Raw genomic sequence first — 15,979 nt, 5'->3', positions numbered from 1 at the left:
AGAAATTTATGAAAAAGCTCGTCATTCTCGGCGGAGGCTATGGTGGTCTTGCCCTAATTCAAGAATTGTTCAGCGGCTATCTTCCTCCGGACGTGGAGGTCGTGCTCATCGACCGCATGCCGTACCAAGGACTCAAAACCGAATATTACGCGCTGGCAGCAGGTACCGTGGCCGATACCGCCGTTCGTGTTAAATTCCCGGTGTATGACCGCCTCCATGTTGTATACGGTGAAGTCCTATCCATTGATCTTGAGAAGAAGCTTGTGAACCTGACGAACAACGATCCGGTGGAATACGATCAGCTGGCCATTGCCCTGGGATGTACGGACCGTTATCATGGGGTACCGGGCGCTGAAGAATTCACGTTCAGCCTGCAATCTTTTGCGGCATCCCGGGAAACCTATTTGAACCTGAACAACCTCAGACCATATGGTCAAGTTCATATCATTGGCGGAGGCTTAAGCGGCATCGAGCTCGCTGCCGATCTTCGGGAAAGCCGGCCTGACCTGAATATCGCCATTTTGGACCGGGGACAACGGGTGCTTTCTTCTTTTCCTAACCGTTTGTCTGCTTATATTCATCGCTGGTTTGAGGAACACCACGTGGACATCCACAGCGGCGTATCCGTATCCCGAGTGGAGAAGGACGCCGTGTACAATCTGGATGTGCCGATCGCAACCGATCTGGCGGTATGGACGGCCGGCATTCAGCCCGTAAAGGTCGTACAGGATCTGGATCTGCCAAAAGACCGCAGCGGACGCATTCTGCTGAACGAATGGTACCAGGTTCCGTCCCATCCCGAGGTATATGTGATCGGCGACTGCGCCAGCCTCCCCTTCGTCCCGAGCGCGCAAGCGGCAGGGGCTCAGGCCGAGCAAGTGGGACATGTCATGAAAGCTTTATGGCGCGACGATACGCCTAAGGTATCTCCGCTGAAGCTGAAGGGAACGCTGGGTTCCCTCGGCAAACATGCGGGCTTTGGGCTCATGGGCAGCACGTCGGTGATGGGCCGGGTACCAAGGATATTAAAGAGCGGCGTGCTCTGGAAATCCAAGCGTCATTACTAGTCAGACGGTTACGGGGCGCTGATGATGCTCCTGTGGAGGGGGACGACAGTGGAGGAGATCGGAAAGTCAGCTTTCCTCTTCGCCGTCCCGAAAGCTTTCGAGCTTGCGGATGACAACCTCAAGCAGCTCTTCAGCCGTAGGGGCTTCAACCCAATCGCCATCCACGTAAGCGAAGGGCATCAAATAGCACTGGCCGCAGCTGGTCAGGCAGCCATATTCGATGACTTGGCAATCGTACTTGCCTTCAAGCGTCTGCAGCACCTTATCCGTGCCGAAATAGGAATTGCTTGTGCAAAACTCAATGATAATGGACATTGTTATTAGACCTGCCTTAAGATTGGCATTTTATTTTGCCGGTTTATGTACTATAATATAGGGAGGAAAGGAGTTGAACAAGATGAGTGAAAACACGCAAACCACTGTATATGATGAAGTGGCTGAAGTGCTTGATAAACTTCGTCCGTTCCTGCAGCGCGACGGCGGTGACGTGGAACTGGTTGACGTTGAAGACGGCATCGTTAAGCTGAAATTGATGGGTGCATGCGGTAGCTGCCCAAGCTCCACCATTACTCTGAAAGCAGGGATCGAGCGCGCCCTGGTTGAAGAAGTAGAAGGCATCCAAGAAGTAGTTCAAGTATTCTAAATCTTCTTTAACTATAAAGAGTCTTGGTTTCCCTCGCGGGACCAAGACTCTTTTTTTGAGATGAAATGAAGATATAAGTTTTCAGCGAAGCGTTAGCAATTCTTGAATCGCATTTAATGGTTTTGGGATCCCCGCAAAGTAAATGGAATAAACATCGAAGCGTAGATTCCACTTAGTGGGGATGTTTTATTCCGGCTTGATTAACGGGCGAATCGGGTCCAGCCCGCCGGATATATCCATAATATTGCCGGTAATGAAATCCGATTTATCCAGGCATAAATATTCGATCACCCTGGCGACGTCCTCGCCGCTGCCCGATCGTCCGCGAGGAGTCAACCCGTCCTGAATGCCGGATACTTCATCGATGGTTTTCTCTTTGTTGGCCCCGCGGATATCCCCCGGACAAATCATATTCACGGTGATTCCATACGGCCCTTCTTCCACGGCCAGCGTCTTCGTAAAGGAGACCAGGCCCACCTTCGCAGCCGCGTAGGCGGAGCGTTGAGGCCATGCGCGGGCTTCTCCCGCATGCCCGAAACCAAAGTGGATGATGCGTCCCCATTTTTTCTCCCGCATGGCAGGCAGAACGCGATGGTCCAGCAGCATGACGCCGGTTAAATTGCCATTCACCATATGTACGATTTCGTCGCGGCTGTACTCCGAGAACAGACGGCGTTCCCGAATGAACGGTCCAGCATTGTTAACCAGGATATCGACGCTGCCCAGCCGCTCCTCCGTCTGATCCACCAATGAATACAGCTCAGGCTCGCTGGCGATATCGGCTTTAATCGCGATGGATTTCACGCCAAACCCCTCGATTTCACGGGAAAGCGTCTCCGCTTCATCCTTGCTGTTCACATAATTTATGGCTATATGACATCCCTGCCGTGCTAACGACAGTGCCGTCATTTTTCCCAAACCTGTCGCACTGCCTGTAATCAGCGCCACTTTTCCCTTCAAGGCTTTCCCTCCTCAGATGGATATCCTTCCTTCAGTATAAAAGATTTGATAAGGCCGAACAACTTGCTTCCGACCAGGAATGGCCATTCGACAGAAAAAGAAAGAAAAAAGGGCCTATCCGCAAAGACCGATGGGTCTCTTGGATAATGCCCTTTCTTCACATATACGATGAATTCATATACATTATATCGAGCTTTACTGCTCGAATTAGAATGCCGGGATGACGGCACCTTTGTACTCTTCTTCAATAAAGGTTTTCACGTCCTCGGAAGTCAGCGCCTTCGCCAGTTTTTGGATGGCGTCGGAGTCCTTGTTGTCCGGACGGGCTACCAGCAGGTTGGCATAAGGATTGTCCTTGTCTTCGATGAAGAGCGCATCCTTCGTTGGGTCCAGTCCCGCTTCCAGCGCGTAGTTCGTATTGATGACAGCCAGATCCAGCTCATCCAGCATACGAGGCAGCATAGCGGCTTCAACTTCCTTGAACTCCAGGTTCTTCGGATTTTCTACGATATCCTTGGCGGTTGCTTCCAGCTTGCTTTCGTCGTTCAGCTTAATCACGCCGTTCTTGGACAGCAGCGTCAATGCACGGCCAGCATTAGAAGGATCATTCGGAATGGCTACAACCGCTCCATCCTTCAGCTCATCCACAGATGTAATGGTTTTGGAGTACGCACCCAGCGGCTCCACGTGCACGGCGATCACGGACTCCAGGTCCAGTTTGCGCTCTTTGATTTCGTTATCCAGGTAAGGCTTGTGCTGGAAGAAATTCGCGTCCATTTCTTTGGAATCCACTTGCGTATTCGGCAGCACATAATCCGTGAATTCTACGATTTCCAGGTTTACGCCCTCTTTTTCAAGCGCAGGCTTGATATGCTCGAGAATCTTGGCATGCGGTGATGGCGAAGCCCCTACTTTCAAGGTCACGGTCTCTTGACCGCCGCCTCCCGTTGTTCCCCCTGGCTCGGATGCGTTATCCGCAGGCTTGCTGCCGCATGCAGCCAGCACCGTAACCAAGGTCAAGCTGATCAATGCCAATGTCCATTTTTTCATTCTAAAACTCTCCCTCCGAAAAATATATGATTTATATATTGTCTTTCTTGAAGCCTCATCAATCCGTTATTTTCTTGTAAAATGCCGCACCAGACGATCTCCTGCCATCTGCAGCAGCTGGACCAGGACAATCATCAGCACGACAGCCAGAATCATGATCTCGGTCTCATAACGGTAATAGCCATACTTAATGGCCAAATCCCCTAAACCGCCGCCCCCGACTTGACCGGACATCGCGGTGTAAGATACCAGGGTTACAATCGTGATGGTCATCCCGGCCAGCAGGCCCGGACGAGCCTCCGGAAGGAGCACTCTCCATACGATTTGGCTTGTCGAGGAGCCCATGGCGTGAGCCGCCTCGATCACGCCTTTATCCACTTCATTCAAAGCCGTTTCCACGAGCCTTGCGAAGAATGGAGCAGCGCCGATCACCAGCGGCGGAATGGTGCCCAGCACGCCGTACGAAACACCTACGATCGACTTCGTAATCGGGATCATCGCCACGATCAGGATGATGAACGGAACCGAGCGCAGAATGTTTACAATGAACGACAGAATCGTGTAGCCGAAGCGTACCAACCCGGACGTGGACCTTGCGGCCATGTAGAGCAGCACGCCGACCGGCAGTCCGATGATGAAGCTGAACAAGGCCGAAGCTCCCAGCATCCGCAGGGTATCCAATGTTGCCGTCCATATCTCTTTCCAGTCGATCTGGGTAAAATCAAGTCCGAACATCAATGAATCACCTCCACGTCTAGTCCTTGTTCAAGCAGCCTCCGGATCGTATCTTCAATTGCGCGTTCTTCCCCTTCGAAACGAACGATGAGCTGGCCGTACGGCGTTTCTTTGATCGTAGAGATCGTGCCCTGCAGAATCGCAAAATTCACGCCCGTCTCATGAACGGTATGGGACAGGATCGATTCGTACGTTTTCGACCCCAGGAACGTGATTTGAACCGCTCTTGAAGGGCCGTTTACCTGACCCTGCATAGCCAGTCGCAGCGCTTCGCCGCTGTCCATCTCCTGGCGGATGAATTCCTGCGTCACTTCATGCTTCGGCTTCAGGAACACTTCCGTTACCGGTCCTTGCTCTACGATGCCGCCCTGATGAATAACGGCGACCCGGTCGCATATGCTCTGAATGACGTGCATCTCATGGGTAATCAGCACGATCGTCAGATGAAACTTTTTGTTAATGTCCAGCAGCAGGCGCAGAATCGAATCCGTCGTCTGCGGGTCAAGGGCCGAAGTGGCCTCGTCGCACAGCAGCACTTCGGGATCGCTCGCGAGCGCCCTGGCGATGCCCACCCGCTGCTTCTGGCCCCCTGACAGCTGGGACGGGTATTTGTCGCGATGCGCCTCCAAGCCGACCAAAGCCAGCAGCTCGGATACTTTGCGCTCCAGTTCGGCCTTCGGCGTCTTGATCAGACGCAGCGGAAACGCAATGTTATCGTACACCGTCGCGGAAGACAGCAGGTTAAAGTGCTGAAAGATCATTCCGATTTTACGGCGCTCCGCCTGAAGCTGCTTCTTGCCGAGCGACGTCAAATTTTTGCCGTTGACCCACACCTCGCCCGAGGTGGGACGCTCCAGTAAATTGATGCAGCGGATCAATGTACTTTTACCTGCACCGGAGTGTCCGATCACTCCGAAAATTTCTCCTTTTTCAATCGACAAATCCAATTCGGACAACGCAGTTGTTAATGACCCGGCTTTTCCGTACTGCTTCGTCAATTGCTTGAGCTCAATCAATCCGATAATCCTCCTTTTTCCTTAGCTTCATATCTATTTACCCAAAAGAAAAGAGCCTCTTTTTGTAGAATCAAAAAGGGCCCTCTTTACGTAAAAGTCAACGCCTTTTCTCATCTGTCAAAGCTGAAGGTATCCCATAGCTTTGAAGGAATTAGCACCATGTCACTCCAAGCGTCATCGCATTATGCAATGGTACGCAAGAAGTCGGTTGCCGGGCTTCATCGGGCCTGTCCCTCCGCCTCTCTCGATAAGAAAACATCGATATGAAATTTTTCCGATTAAATTGATCTGATTTGATAACATTTAATGAATGCAATAGTTAGTATAGATTCTTTTCAGGCTTTTGTCAAAAGGAATTTCATGGCGATTTTGTGCCTAAGCCCGCACTCCATTTTCAGTCCACAGCTTGTTCGTATATTTATACGAGGCGGCCAGGCTGCGGCATACCATATCGATGCCCTGTTGGAGATCGTCCAGGTGCTTGTCGATATCCTCCAGCTCGATTTTGTCGGACAGTCCTTGATGGCGCTGCCACAAATCATCCTGCATCTCGGAGTTCATGTAGTGAATTTCAGCGTTGCGCCTTTTGCGGAGCGCGTTCAGCGGTGCTTTGTAGCGATCTTTGATCGCTTCCAGCTCTTCAGCCAGCTCACCGTGGGCCTTCAAAAATCTGAACTGCCGCAGGACCGTAAAATAAGAAAAATGCGCCTTAACCTTGGAGGTATGCAGATCAAACAAATCGTTCAGCACCGTGCCCAGCTTGTCAAGGATCGAGAATACGCGGATGAAGCCGTTTTTGTAAAAATACACATATCGTTGATATTCCCCTTGCTCCTGAATCGACATATCATCGATGTAACCCGATTTAACCGATTGACTGAAATGCTTGGCCGCATTCCAGCTCTGCTCCAGCTCATCCAGGGAGACGATCAGTCCCCGGGTCCAAATCTCCAGCTTGCGAAAATCATGCGTCGGATCTTGATTTTTATCCATTTCCTTCTGCAGCAGCCGGGTTGTCTTCACCATCGACTCGATGGCTTCCTCCAGCAGGCCGTTGTTCTGCCGGGGCTGTTCCCCAAGTAACATTCGAAGCATGGCGGTACCCCCTCGCGTCATCAGATTAACCTTGGTTCTTGATCTCGATTGTGCCAATGCCAATATAGTCATTCCAGCGCTCAGCGGCCGTCTTCACGGCGATATCCTCGCGCGGGGGCAACTCATCCGGATCGCCATCAGGCCCTTCGGCATCCCCTTGACTGGCAGATGACCCATCATCTGCTGCGCCAATCCGGGTTCGTCCTGTTAGGATGCCCCCGAAACGGGAAGACAACTCCATAAGCATGGAGCGACTTGTGATTTCTCCGGTGTTATTAAATATAAACAAATTCGTTGCCTTATCAAACCTTTTCGATACGGCTGCCGGCAGCTCCTTTCTATACAACAAAGCCCTCGAACTCCGGTCCGGGGACTTTGCATGCATGTATGCTATAGAATATTGGATTTTCTTAACGGAATGATCGGCGTTCTTCCTTATACGATCTTTTCGCGGGGCACGTCGTGGCCCTTCCGTATTTCGGCTTCGAGCGGCTTGCTGAGCTGCCATACCCGGACGCTTAAATAACACAGTACGCCGAACAGCGCCGAGATCAGCAGCGTATGACCCAGTGCGGAGAATACGTAAACTTCCTCGTTATGCATCGTAGCCATGATGAGGGCGCCGCTGAACACCTGCAGCAGGCACAGCACGGTTGCCGAAATGCCCAGCATCTGGATCTCCCGGTTATCGCGATTGCGCCAATATGCAAAATGCCCCATCACCGCCACCACGATCAGCAGCAGAAGCGCGGCCACGCGGTGCATAAAGGCGATGCCGACCCCTCCGCTCAGCTCCGGTATCACTTCTCCGTTACACAACGGCCAGCCGGAGCAGCCTTCCCGGGAATCGGTATGGCTGACGAATGCACCGATATACACCACGATGTAGCTGTATAACGTTGTGCCCCAGACTAAATTACGGAAGCCCTTGCCCACCCGCGGCAATCGCTCCAGGTCAGCGGGTCCCTTCGCTTGTTCGATTCGGCGCATGCCCAAAGCCAGCATGACCGAACTGGCAAAAGCAATCAGCGAGAAGCCAAAATGCAGCGCCATGATCGCCGCCGATTGAGGTTTAACCACCGCGAGGGCCCCCATGATGGCTTGTACCACGACGAATATCGAGGTTCCGATGACGTAAGCCATCAAATCCCGGCGGTCCCGCTTGTACTTCCAGAACGCAATCAGCGAAGCCAAGGCGGCCAAGCCGGCCATTCCGCTTACGGCCCGGTGGGAATATTCGATCATCGAGGACACCGTGTAAGCGGGAACAAATTTGCCGTTGCACAGCGGCCACTCTTGGCCGCAGCCAAGCCCCGACCCCGTCTTTGTCACAACCATGCCCCCGAAAGTCGCGCAGAACATAATTAAGCATGTTATGTAACTCAGCCACTTTAATTGTTTATCGTTCACTTATCTCACCTGCTGCTCATAATCATTCACTATTCAAAACCTATACAGGATCGCATCATATACAGTCCACATTTCATTATACCTGATTCTTCAGCCCCGGTCACTTGAGCGATTGTGACAAAATGTTCAAAAATGAACAAAACCTTCATGCTCAAGGTACTTGACTTCGCAATTCCCCTCATAATATCCAATGTAAAAACAACACCGCCGCCCGTTATAGCTCAAAGGCGGCGGTGCTATCGTCACTGCTTACTTGTGAATCGTACCGTATACGTCTACGGCACGCTGCAGGAAATCTTCAATCTCCTCGCGCGATTTGCGGAGTTTGTTAACGTAGCGAACCAGCTCGCGACCGTCAGAGTATGCAACAAAGCTAGGGATGCCCAGAATATTTTGCTGCTGACTCACGTCACCGACAGCATCGACGTCAACTTCCACCAGAGTCAATTGGTTGGAGAACTTCGTCTCAACCTCCGGCATGAATGGATCGATAAACTTGCAATCGCCGCACCAGTCCGCTTTAAATACGGCAACTGTCAGTCGTGGAGACTGGATTGCAACCTGAAATTCTGCTTCTGAAGTGATTTTTTCCATTAGTTATCTCCCCTTTACGTCGAATTCCTTCACCCCTAGTGAATCAAATTGTTGAGTGGAAGTCAAATTTTAGAGCATACTGACTGTATGAGGTTCACGGTCTGGAATTATCATCAGAAAGTGCAGGTGACAACCGGCATGCACTCGCACGGAGCCAAGGACAAACCAAATCGGGGCAGGGATTACGGGGCATGGACAGCCGCCATTCCGCAAGCCCTGGCAGAATCATGGTCGGGTATGGTGGCAGCTTGGCGATATTCCTTAAAGCTTCGGATGAACAGGCATGAATTGCAGTGGGATCCTACAGCCGTCAGGGCCATTCGCAGGCAGCTCAAGAACATTCTCTCCTCCCATCCCTATCTGCCGCAGGGCATTTCTTCGTTTCTCCCTCTGCAAGAAGGTCACAGCGATATTCGCGGTCATGAGCCGGACCTGCAGCCAACGGATGAGGAGCAAGAGCTGGTTCATCGCATTCAGGAGGCCGCTGCCGCCGCCAACCGAAGCAACGTGACCCGAACCAAGGCCTATTTGGACTGTTACGAGTCGCATCCGGAGCTGCATTGGGCCTTCCTTGCCCATATGGTATCACGCAATGCCGGATGGAATATGAGCGATCTGAAGGGCGGGCTGAAGTCGGATCTCATGGCCCCCCCATTCCAAAACCATCTGTACAGTTTCCTGGAGCGCTGCAATGCGCTGATTTTTCAGGATGCCTATCCGCAGCTGCTTCTCTATATGCACAGTCGAAAAATAGGAAAACCCTTATTCCATTTGCTCCCCCGCTTCCATGTTTCATCGTTCATGACGCCGTTCTGGGAACGGTTCTGGAACGACCAAGGCAGTTCGCTGCTTACGGTCGCCCTCATCATTAATGAACAGAACTATATTGAGGGGCGGGTGGCAAGACATCCTTTTTACCGTCAGCATATTTTGCAGGATCCCCTCTTCCGGATGCATGAGCTAACCCGGTTGAATCAGATCGTATTTCCGCTGGGTCATAACCAACAGACAAGCACAGACTCTGCCGAAAATCCCGTATCCCCTACCCGGCCGCTGGCCGGACTCACCATCCCCAAGTTTGACGACCTGTCCATCCGGATCAAGGCAGGCCGCTCGCTGTACGCTTTACTGTTCGGTTACGAGGATATCTACCATGCCGTGCTGGCATTCGCTCGTTCCACCAAGCATCAGGGCTCGCGCGCTGAATATTGGCCGGCGTTATTTACGCCGACGCGGGATCAAGCCATGAATCACGGCCACGAGGGGCTTGAGCTTATCCAATCGGAATGGCTGCCGGACGGCCGTCGTCTGTATAGCCCCCGTCTCGAGGAGATCTGGCAGGATGAAACCCCGGAACCGATTCCCCGGTACGACTGGTATCAGGGCCACGCGATGTTTAAGCATATTCGCAAACCGAAACCGCCGATGCTGCCGGATATCACCCACGCCCATCGGGCCGTCCTGGAGAAAACCTCCATCGCCCATGACGTATCCGATCCGTTCCACCGGCAATAAAAGAAGACCATTCCGATACGGCCGGAATGGTCTCTTCTCTAACGGATGAATGAATAGACGTGCTGTTCTTGCATCATAGGTTTAGGTTTATCCCCGCTCCCGCATACGCGCAGGCTGCAGCCTCATCAGCGGACGGAATACCTTCTGCAAAGGACGCGGGTAACTGCTAAGCTCCGATTGCCGCAGTACGCCAAACACCACCAGCAGCACAAGATATATAATGACTACGGCTACGCCTACAACCAGGCAGGTCAGCAGAAATGCCAACCTTGCCGGCATGACATCGACCATCTGAATACCGGCCAGGTTCAGACCGTAACCGATCCCCCCTGCGGCAGCAACCGTCAGTATGAAGCCCATCCAGCGTTTGCCCAGGATCGAGAAGGATACAATCGCCTTGATCGATCTGACGTTCAGTATCGTAATGACAAGGAAACAGAGAGCCGTGCTCCCGATGATGCCGTAAATGCCAAACAACGGAGCAAGCAGGAAGCTGGCAACAAGCTTGACCGCTATCCCGATCATCACGTGAACCATCGAGAGCTTAGCTTTGCCGATTCCAAGAAGAATGGAGTTCGTTGTCATCATCGTGATCTGAAAAATCGTACCGAATGTCAGGAACCCGATGATCCCGCTTCCGCCGAGGGAACTAAACAGCAATCCGTTGATGGAATAGGATGCAACGCAGAGCGCAATCACCATCGGCATACCCGTCAATATGGCAACGCGCATGGCCAGCGATACTTGCTGTTCCAAATGCTCCTGATCTTTCCTCGCAAAAGCGGCAGAGATGATCGGAATGAGCGAGGTGCTGAGGGCAATGGCTAGAATCGGCGGAATGCCCGCTACGCTTTGCGCCCGGTTTCCTAATACCGCTAGGGCTGCGGTAGCCTCTCCCAGACCAACCTGCCCGATCAACAGCGGCTTCACAATGGAGCTGTCAATGAAGTTGACCGCCGGAACAGCCAGGGAAGACAGCACTATCGGTATAGACAGCGTGAATATATCCCGGTATATCCCGCCAAGCGGAATCGAGCGGTCCGCCGCCGGCATTTTGAGCTCACGATCGCTTCGGCGAAGTTTCACCGTAAAATACAGCATGACCGCAAATGCCCCGATACTGCCGAGGACGCCCCCGAAGGAAGCACCTGCCGCGATCCAGGTATCGTCATATCCCAAACGCAGCAGCACATAGGCCAAGCCGATCGCTGTCAGAACCCGTGCAATCTGCTCGATAATTTGCGATATGCCGCCAGCCGTCATATTATTGCGCCCTTGGAAGTAACCCCGCATCATGGCGATGGCCGGAAACAGCAGCAGCGCCGGAGCGAGCGCTTGAATGGCAGCGGCGGCCTCCGGCTGCTTGGCTATATGAGTGGCATAAAAAGGAGCTCCGAAGTAAAGGAGCAGCGTCATGACAACGCCTGCTGCCCCGGCAAAAATAAGCGCAGCATGATAGACGCGCCGAGCCTCCGCAGGCTTGTTCAAAGCATGGCGCTCCGATACCATTTTACTGAGCGTGCTGGGAATGCCGGCCGTGGCTACCGTTAACAGCATTAAATATACGTTATTGGCGATCGTAAACGAGGCATCCCCGATATCATTCAGCATATGCTCCAGCGGCACCCGCTGAGCAAGGCCCAGGACCCGGGCTACCAGCGCAGCAGCGGCCAAGATGATGGTGCCTTTAATAAATGACTCTTTCTTAGACAAAACCGTACCCTTCTTTCTCCTCCAAAGCGCCTCTTACAGCGATCGCTATGCTCTATTAGAAAATCCAGATGAAGAAAATGATGATCATCGCAAGCTGCAATATAATCTTCACCACAATGCTGCTAAACAATCCAACAACCGATCCGAAGCCAACCTTCATGGATTTGCTTGCTCCCGAGCCTGCCAGCATTTCACCCAGAAATGCGCCGAGGAACGGTCCGATAATCAACCCGAAGGCCGGTATCACGAACGGTCCGATAATAAGTCCGATCGTGCTGCCCCAGATCGAGGCTTTGGAACCGCCGAGTTTCTTGACTCCCCAGGCATTAACCGCATAATCGGCAATGAAGAGCACCACCAGAATAATGGTCTGGATAATCCAGAACCATGCATTGTAATGCTCGAATGTAAAGAACCAGCCGTAAACGAACAACGCCAGGTAAATGGCGACAACCCCCGGCAGAATAGGGTATACCGCCCCGGCCATCCCAATGATAAACAGAGCGATGACGATAATCCAGCCCAATACGTCCATCAACATCTCACCCTTCGATCAAAATATGATCCCTGATGACTTCGACGATGCCGTCCTCATTGTTGCTGGAAACCACAAGATCCGCCTCATCCTTCACGGTCTGCTGGGCATTGCCCATGGCCACGCCGAGGCCGGCCTGCTGGATGACGGCCAGGTCGTTCAGGCTGTCTCCTACGGCTACAACCTCGGACATGCTGATACCGAGCAGCTCGCACACCTGTCCGATCCCGGTCGCTTTGTTGACGCCCTGCGGATTGATTTCCAGGTTATCCGGCGAAGAGTTCGTGATCTCCAGTCCGCCCATATCCTGCAATCGCATCATGATATTGTGGCGTACCTCATGATCATTCGTGTTATATCCGAATTTCAGCCACTCCTGATTTGCGACATCATCGGTCCAGTTCTCAGAGTTATACAATCTATCTACTGAATACGCCCAGAACCACGATCCGGTTTCAACCGCGAGTGCATGCATTTGTTCCACGAGCTTGCTGTCGAGCAGCGCGCGGCGATGCAATTCATACGGCGCACGCCATACTTCGCCGCCGTTCACCGTTACCATCGGCGTCGTCAGTTCAAGCTGCTTGGCATACGGATAAGCATCCTGAAACGGCCGGCCCGTCGAGAGGCAGACGTGAATGCCGTGCCGCACCGCCTCCTTGATCCACTTCACGGTTTCCTCGGATACTTCATGGTCGTCCTGAAGCAGCGTACCGTCCATATCCAGTGCCAACAATCGATATTTATGTTTCATGGTATTAACCCCCTTACGAATCAAAGCAAACATAACGACATTTTACCACAAAAGGCCGGGCGTCAAAACATTCCCCTGAATGAGCAGCCCCTCGATGCATGCCAAACCAGGTAAAACCCGGCCTGACGCAAGATTTCCTCTAGGGGGCTCGAACAAACGACAAGCCCCTTGAAATAAATAAGCAATGTAAAAGAAAGAATACTCGTTACGGTATGCTAGGATGAATACGAAGACAAACCCGAAAGGAGTTATGCACCCCAATGACCAAGCTCAATCAGAATCCCGTCGTCACGGCAGAGATGTTGATTCGAAGACCCGTTTCAGAAGTTTTCGAGGCTTTCATCGACCCTGATATCACAACCAAGTTCTGGTTTACCAAAAGCAGCGGCAGACTTGAGAAAGGCCGGCATATCCGCTGGGATTGGGAAATGTATGGCGTGTTTGATGACTTGTATGTGCACGATATCGAGGAGAACCGCCGCATCGCCATCGAATCTTCCGATCAAACGAGGACCGAGTGGATATTCACCCCGCGGGGCGAACATGAGACCTTCGTTACCATTACCCATTCCGGATTTACAGGAAATGATGATGAGATATTGCATGGGGCTATTGATTCCATGGGAGGATACACCATGGTGCTCTGCGGCCTCAAAGCGCTGCTGGAGTTTGGCGTTGTTCTGAATCTCGTGGCGGACAAGGCCCCGGACGCCCATGTATGACAGTAAAACGGCAGCCAGCCCTGCAGGGCTATTGGCTGCCGTTTGTCGATTATTCGTTCGTACTGCCGTCCTCATTCTCACCCTCGGTTTTTTTAGGGTGCGGCGTACCGTCCAGTCCGTAAATCTCGTCATAAGCGTCGAAAATTTTACGGGCAACCGGCGCGGCACTCTGGGAACCGAAGCCTGCTTCCGGAATGACTACGGCAACGGCCAGTTTCGGATTTTGCCGTGGTGCAAAGGCGATGAACACCCCGTTTTCCACCCGGATCCGAGTGCCGTTTTTATAAATATCCTGCTCGGATGTTCCTGTTTTCCGCGCAAAATCATATTTGAAATCCTCGAAAGCCCGAAGTCCCTGCGTGTTCATCCCTGCAATGACTTCATTCCAGTACTGCTGCGGGAATTCCTCTTTATTCAATACTTCGCGCTTGAACTCCTTGATCACATTGCCGTCCTGATCCACAATCTTGCTGGCAAGCTGCGGACGGATGCGTTCTCCCCGATTGGCAAGCGTGCTGGCATACTGCGCCAATTGGAGCGTCGTATATTTGCCCGACTGTCCGAAGGAGGCGTACGCCATGGCAGCCAAATAACTTCCCGCCTGCTCGATGTTGGTATATTCGATGATGCCTTTATGCTCCTTTGGCAGACCGGATTCGGTGGATACCCCAAGCCCGAATTTCTTCATGTATTCATCCCATACCTTAACGGATTCGGAGCCGTACTTGTTGTACAGCTTTTCCCCGATCCAATCGACCATAAAGGCATTGGAGGAATGCTCGATCGCTTTTCTTGCGTTCAGGGACCCGTAGGCTTTACCCCCGGAGTTCCGAACCCTCGTATTATCCTTACCGAAGAATGCCGCGCCGCCGTCATAATAGTAATCGTTCGGCCCGAACAAGTTTTCGTTAAGCCCGATCAGCACCGACAAAGGTTTCATCGTCGAGCCAAGCAGAACGACCGATTCCAGATTGTTGCCGGAGCGCCCGGAACTGTATGGAGAGATCGTACCGTTGCCGTAATACTTCATGACGGTTTCCCAATCGTCGGTTCCATTCTCCCATACATTGGGGTCATAGTCCGGCATGCTGGCCATGGCGACAATGTTGCCGGTATCCACTTCCATCGCTACCGCATAACCCGTGAGCGCATTCGGATGCGTTTTGCCGGAAACCGGATTGGCGTGCAGCCATTTCAGCTGATCGATGATCGCCTGCTGGGTAGCTTTTTGGATATCCTTATGAATCGTCGTATGGATGTTGTAACCCTTCTCCGGGGCAATCATGGTCGGTACCCCGTCCGCCATGTTCTGCGGATTAATCGGAATGCCGATATATCCGTTCTTGCCGCGCAGCTCATCTTGGAACATCATTTCGAGTCCGTCTACGCCGACCTTCTCCTGCTCCGTGTAGATGAGTCCCGGATCCTTTTGCTTCTTGTTCTGCTCATCGATCTCTTTATATTTATCCAATGTCTTAATGCCGCGGAACTCTTTCAAATAACCAATCGTCTGAACGGCGATTTTGTCCGGGTTGTATTGACGCTGGCTCTCTTCCACGACCTCGACTCCGGGATACTCGTTCTTATGCTCCATAAAGTAAGCCACTTCTTTAGTCGAGAGATCCGCTTTGATGCGTCTCGGCTCATAACCCGGCTGCTTGTTAAATTCCAGGTCCATCGCTTTGATTACATCATCTACCGTTAACTTCTCCGCTTTCGGATCACCGTATTGATCGAAGACCCTGACCATTTCCTCGGCCAGCTTTTCGATTTCCGGACGGTTCTTCTTCCCTCGTTCGGATGAACTATAATCCTTTAACAGCGTTAAATACAGGGCTTGGGAGGGTGTCGAGTAGGCAATCGGCGTTCCGGAAGCATCGATGATGCTGCCCCGAATCGGCTGAAGCGGGAAATTTTTAACCTGCCCGCCCGTTTCGAGCTCTTTCAGCTCCGGTCCTTCCACGAACTGCAATATGGCAAGACGTATAATAATGACGCAGAATATAATAAACGTGCTGAAAAAAAATAGATTAACCCGCAAGTTAAACTGACTGCCGGCATCTCGTTCTTCTTGTTTGCGCTTGTCCGGCCTAAACCCTTTCACGTAAGCTTCTCCCCTTTATCCACAATCACATAAACCCATATTAACATAAACGCCCCCCCACTTCAT

Annotated in this window: 17 protein-coding genes and 1 riboswitch; of the genes, 4 read left to right on the top strand and 13 right to left on the bottom strand. The window is 52.1% G+C overall.

Features of this window, described 5'->3' with window-relative positions; translation table 11 throughout:
* Positions 1–8: 8 nt before the first annotated feature.
* Positions 9–1,067: an NAD(P)/FAD-dependent oxidoreductase gene (locus RB298_RS23910; protein WP_009592908.1), complete on the top strand. Its 1,059-nt coding sequence runs from the start codon at positions 9–11 to the stop codon at positions 1,065–1,067.
* A gap of 66 nt (positions 1,068–1,133) precedes the next feature.
* Here the strand turns inward: RB298_RS23910 and RB298_RS23905 are convergent, their stop codons facing one another.
* On the bottom strand, positions 1,134–1,382 hold the full coding sequence (locus RB298_RS23905; protein ID WP_009592888.1) for a YuzB family protein: 249 nt from the start codon (positions 1,380–1,382) through the stop codon (positions 1,134–1,136).
* A gap of 82 nt (positions 1,383–1,464) precedes the next feature.
* On the opposite strand from RB298_RS23905, the gene RB298_RS23900 reads away from it, so the two are divergent.
* Positions 1,465–1,710, top strand: a complete 246-nt coding sequence (locus RB298_RS23900; RefSeq protein WP_006212609.1) for a NifU family protein — start codon at positions 1,465–1,467, stop codon at positions 1,708–1,710.
* Positions 1,711–1,896: 186 nt separating this feature from the next.
* Here RB298_RS23900 and RB298_RS23895 read toward each other — a convergent pair whose 3' ends face one another.
* The 8 genes from RB298_RS23895 to RB298_RS23860 form a co-directional block, all read right to left on the bottom strand.
* Positions 1,897–2,670 carry an SDR family oxidoreductase gene (locus RB298_RS23895; RefSeq protein WP_096776641.1) on the bottom strand — a complete coding sequence of 258 codons (774 nt, stop codon included), beginning with the start codon at positions 2,668–2,670 and terminating at the stop codon, positions 1,897–1,899.
* Positions 2,671–2,877: 207 nt separating this feature from the next.
* Positions 2,878–3,720 carry a MetQ/NlpA family ABC transporter substrate-binding protein gene (locus tag RB298_RS23890; protein ID WP_486048893.1) on the bottom strand — a complete coding sequence of 281 codons (843 nt, stop codon included), beginning with the start codon at positions 3,718–3,720 and terminating at the stop codon, positions 2,878–2,880.
* A gap of 66 nt (positions 3,721–3,786) precedes the next feature.
* Positions 3,787–4,455, bottom strand: a complete 669-nt coding sequence (locus tag RB298_RS23885) for a methionine ABC transporter permease (protein WP_009592866.1) — start codon at positions 4,453–4,455, stop codon at positions 3,787–3,789.
* Positions 4,455–5,471, bottom strand: a complete 1,017-nt coding sequence (locus RB298_RS23880; protein WP_486048891.1) for a methionine ABC transporter ATP-binding protein — start codon at positions 5,469–5,471, stop codon at positions 4,455–4,457. The genes RB298_RS23885 and RB298_RS23880 overlap by 1 nt, the downstream gene beginning before the upstream one ends.
* A gap of 107 nt (positions 5,472–5,578) precedes the next feature.
* Positions 5,579–5,725: riboswitch (SAM riboswitch) on the bottom strand.
* A gap of 121 nt (positions 5,726–5,846) precedes the next feature.
* A complete protein-coding gene (locus tag RB298_RS23875) occupies positions 5,847–6,566 on the bottom strand; it encodes a Cthe_2314 family HEPN domain-containing protein (RefSeq protein WP_096776644.1) in 720 nt (239 codons plus the stop codon).
* A 25-nt stretch (positions 6,567–6,591) separates the two neighbouring features.
* Positions 6,592–6,915 carry a hypothetical protein gene (locus tag RB298_RS23870; RefSeq protein WP_096776645.1) on the bottom strand — a complete coding sequence of 108 codons (324 nt, stop codon included), beginning with the start codon at positions 6,913–6,915 and terminating at the stop codon, positions 6,592–6,594.
* An 86-nt stretch (positions 6,916–7,001) separates the two neighbouring features.
* On the bottom strand, positions 7,002–7,976 hold the full coding sequence (locus RB298_RS23865; RefSeq protein ID WP_009592910.1) for a COX15/CtaA family protein: 975 nt from the start codon (positions 7,974–7,976) through the stop codon (positions 7,002–7,004).
* 249 nt (positions 7,977–8,225) lie between these two features.
* Complete coding sequence (locus RB298_RS23860; protein ID WP_009592843.1) at positions 8,226–8,570, bottom strand: thioredoxin family protein; 345 nt, start codon at positions 8,568–8,570, stop codon at positions 8,226–8,228.
* A gap of 138 nt (positions 8,571–8,708) precedes the next feature.
* On the opposite strand from RB298_RS23860, the gene RB298_RS23855 reads away from it, so the two are divergent.
* Positions 8,709–10,085: a DUF2515 family protein gene (locus RB298_RS23855; RefSeq protein WP_486048888.1), complete on the top strand. Its 1,377-nt coding sequence runs from the start codon at positions 8,709–8,711 to the stop codon at positions 10,083–10,085.
* An 87-nt stretch (positions 10,086–10,172) separates the two neighbouring features.
* Here the strand turns inward: RB298_RS23855 and RB298_RS23850 are convergent, their stop codons facing one another.
* From RB298_RS23850 to RB298_RS23840, 3 genes are read right to left on the bottom strand one after another with little or no spacing between them, the layout of a single operon-like run.
* Positions 10,173–11,798 carry a putative polysaccharide biosynthesis protein gene (locus tag RB298_RS23850; protein ID WP_192570593.1) on the bottom strand — a complete coding sequence of 542 codons (1,626 nt, stop codon included), beginning with the start codon at positions 11,796–11,798 and terminating at the stop codon, positions 10,173–10,175.
* Between the two features lie 55 nt (positions 11,799–11,853).
* A complete protein-coding gene (locus RB298_RS23845; protein WP_096776714.1) occupies positions 11,854–12,333 on the bottom strand; it encodes a DUF456 domain-containing protein in 480 nt (159 codons plus the stop codon).
* A 7-nt stretch (positions 12,334–12,340) separates the two neighbouring features.
* Complete coding sequence (locus tag RB298_RS23840) at positions 12,341–13,087, bottom strand: Cof-type HAD-IIB family hydrolase (RefSeq protein WP_015737425.1); 747 nt, start codon at positions 13,085–13,087, stop codon at positions 12,341–12,343.
* 260 nt (positions 13,088–13,347) lie between these two features.
* Here RB298_RS23840 and RB298_RS23835 point away from each other — a divergent pair, with 260 nt between their 5' ends.
* The gene (locus tag RB298_RS23835) at positions 13,348–13,809 is read left to right on the top strand and encodes an SRPBCC family protein (RefSeq protein WP_119846444.1); all 462 of its coding nucleotides are present in this window, start codon (positions 13,348–13,350) and stop codon (positions 13,807–13,809) included.
* A gap of 49 nt (positions 13,810–13,858) precedes the next feature.
* Here the strand turns inward: RB298_RS23835 and RB298_RS23830 are convergent, their stop codons facing one another.
* Complete coding sequence (locus RB298_RS23830; RefSeq protein WP_192570590.1) at positions 13,859–15,913, bottom strand: peptidoglycan D,D-transpeptidase FtsI family protein; 2,055 nt, start codon at positions 15,911–15,913, stop codon at positions 13,859–13,861.
* Positions 15,914–15,979 lie beyond the last annotated feature (66 nt).

Origin of the sequence: Priestia sp. BR_2 (assembly GCF_041954005.1) — a bacterium.
GTDB classification, from domain to species: Bacteria; Bacillota; Bacilli; order Paenibacillales; family Paenibacillaceae; genus Paenibacillus_AQ; species Paenibacillus_AQ lautus_A.
Note: the sequence above shows the minus strand (reverse complement) of the source record. Positions and strands in the feature narration are given on the sequence as shown.